The sequence below is a fragment of the Marinagarivorans sp. genome, assembly GCF_982758155.1.
The window spans coordinates 1-2930 of record NZ_CEXWTU010000366.1 but is presented as its reverse complement, the minus strand read 5'-3'; the positions used below and the strand labels follow the sequence as shown (position 1 = coordinate 2930).

Here is a 2930-nt window from a genome sequence, read left to right as displayed (position 1 = left end):
ATGATCGGGAAGAAGTGACAGGGCATATTCGGCGATTAATAGATTAGTTAGAAATCTCACTGGCGGTTCTTTTGACCGAAATAAGCCTTTTACTCAAAGCCTTTCTATCTTTGCACCGCCAGGAGATGTCGATGTCAAAAGTGTTCAACGACGATCTTGCCCTTTGCTGTTCCTGCTTCGATAAGTGCGTGGGCTGCCAGGATGTTCTCGGCATTGATCGGGCTTAAAACTTGGTCGAGTGTCGTGCGAATACGTCCAGCATCAATTTCATTTGCCACATAACTCAACAATTTATGTTGCTCTATCATGTCGGGTGTTTCAAACATGGCACGGGCAAACATGAATTCCCAGTGAAGGCTGGCTGACTTGGTCTTCATGCCATCCATAGGCATTGGCATATCGGTGTTATCAATTGAGACAATTCCGCCCTCTGGCCGTATCAGTTCAACCGCTGTATCCCAGTGGCGCATGTCATTGAAGATCGCGATGTGATCAACATACTGAATCCCGAGATCACGCACCTGTTCAACCATCGGTTGACGATGATTGACAACATGGTCCGCACCAAGCTCTTTGACCCAGCTTGTTGTCTCTGGACGAGAGGCAGTAGCGATAACGACAAGCCCCGCAGCTTTGGCAAGTTGGATACCAATTGACCCAACACCACCGCCAGCTCCGATGATAAGAATCGACTGTCCCTTGTTGCCACCATCACGATCTATACCGAGGCGATCAAAGAAAGCCTCGTAGGCAGTGATTGTTGTCAGGGGCAGCGCGGCAGCTTCGGCAAAGCTAAGGCTCTTCGGCTTCATCCCAACAATACGTTCATCGACCAGCTGAAACTCTGCGTTTGAGCCAGACCGAGTAAGGTCACCTGCATAATAAACCTCATCCCCGGGCTTGAATAATGTGACGTCCGGGCCAACCGCTTCGACAATTCCGCTAGCATCCCAACCAAGAACCCTGGGTGTCTCTTCAACTATGTCCTTTGGCGCACGAACTTTTGTGTCGACTGGATTGATTGATACGGCCTGCACTGAGACAAGAAGGTCACGGCCCATTGCTTCGGGCTTTGGCAACTCAACATCTAGAAACGCATTAGTGTCATCAACAGGCAAATAGTGAGTAAGGGCAACAGCTTTCATGGGTAAATATCCTAATCTTTTAATGAGATTAATTGATGTTGTGTGTTGTTCAGCGTGGCTAATTTCAGTTTGGCTCGAATAAGTCATTCATTCAAAGTCTTTGTACATTATCACCATCAGGATATATCAGTTTCAGACGTGTTGAGCGATGATTTTCCCTTCGCTATTCCTGCTTCATTAAGTGCCTGAGCTGCCAGAACGTTCGTCGGGGAAAAACCTACCGGGGAAATTGAACGAGTGCACTCTCCGTATTATTAGAAAATGAGTGGCGGCGTTTTCATACACCCAGAGGCAAGTAGAGCCATGTGAGGGCAGGGTTGTCCTAAAAGCCGATGAACTCTCTAATTCCAGGCTATAAAAAAACCCACCAAGATTGGTGGGTTTTTTAGATGTGAATTACTAAGTCAAACTTTTGCGCGTTTACGGCTTAAACCAAGAACAATTAAGCCAGCTGCAAGCAAACTGAATGGTGCTGGGATAGGAACAGACGTGCCAGGAACACACTGCGGATCTGTAGGGTTTAGTTCACAGAAGGTAGGAGCAACTGTTTGTGTGAAACCCTGATAAGTAACCTGCGATTGAGAGTTGTTGTAGAATCCAAAACGACCTGTAGTGTTGCCGGTTGTTGCAAGATTGAAAATTGTTTGGCCTGTGCCAAAGGTTCCACCAGACACGTCAACCTTAATTAGTGTTTCTGTATACTCCAAGGTGAAATCATAGATTAGGTTATCCACCCAGCCTGTTCCTAAATTTGTGGCGAGGACATCATAATTTGCAGCATCGACGTTGTGGTTGCTGAAAGGAATTGAAGAAAGGCCGCCACTGACCTCTGCGAGAGTAAACCCTGGAGCACTTCCGGATTGTTGTCCCTGCTTCCAATCTAAAAGGTAAAATGGTGTTGTATCGTCCGCATCAAAGCCGAAGACAAAACCCATCCAGTCATTATCACCATCATTGGCCGCACCGAATGAGCCTTGAAACTGTGTGTTAAAGAAGTTATTTGGGCTAACGAAAGCCGTTGGTAGCCCATTAATCGTCTGAAGAACACTATTACCATCTCCAGCGACAACCCAGTTGCCGCTACTTGCTTGACCTTCTTGAACAAAAGCATTCAAATCGATAGGCACGGGCATTGCTGATACCCCTCCAGCAAATACCAATAGTATCGTTGCATTTATGTAATTAAGTAATTTTGACATAAGTATTCTTCCTTAATGAATCATGTATTAAACCATCTTTCTTTTCTAATGCAATTGGCGTGCCATGGTATAAAAATCATGAGGTTAGGTTTATCATTCCTGCAAGTTGTAAAAAAATCTGACACATTATTCTTTTTTATAGTGGGTGTTCTCTGTCAATTCAGGTGCGCGGTTTTGAGTTAAGGCAATGACTCAAAAGTGATCAGGCTGTGTGAGAATTCCGTCACTTCTTTTCTAATTTCGCAGAGAGCGCCCTTATTCAATTTCCCGCAGTCTGCGGTTAAAGTGGACGTCAAGTTTTTAATCACCTCAAATATTCTGAGTTGGAAGGCTGTCCATTTTTACTTCTCAAAACTGCCTTGCTAACTTTCAGCTTCTAAATTGGCACACCTATTTTGAAATATTAGGGCTGTGATGTACTTTTGGCAGAAAGTAGATGTGTTTGATTAAAAGGTGTGTCAGCTGAGTGTTGTTTTCATTAGTTCCCCAAACTTTTCCTATCGCTCATTTTCTTTATAGAGAACTATCCAACAAAACTAATAATCACTTCGATTAAAAATCACCCATAATTGCCACGAACCCCTGT

General features: G+C 44.5%; 2 protein-coding genes. Both read right to left on the bottom strand.

Annotated elements, in window-relative coordinates; all coding sequences use genetic code 11:
* Positions 1–134: 134 nt before the first annotated feature.
* A complete protein-coding gene (locus tag AC3A8L_RS20910) occupies positions 135–1145 on the bottom strand; it encodes a zinc-binding alcohol dehydrogenase family protein (protein WP_487964215.1) in 1011 nt (336 codons plus the stop codon).
* A 404-nt stretch (positions 1146–1549) separates the two neighbouring features.
* Positions 1550–2344: a hypothetical protein gene (locus AC3A8L_RS20905; RefSeq protein WP_487964214.1), complete on the bottom strand. Its 795-nt coding sequence runs from the start codon at positions 2342–2344 to the stop codon at positions 1550–1552.
* Between the last annotated feature and the right edge of the window lie 586 nt (positions 2345–2930).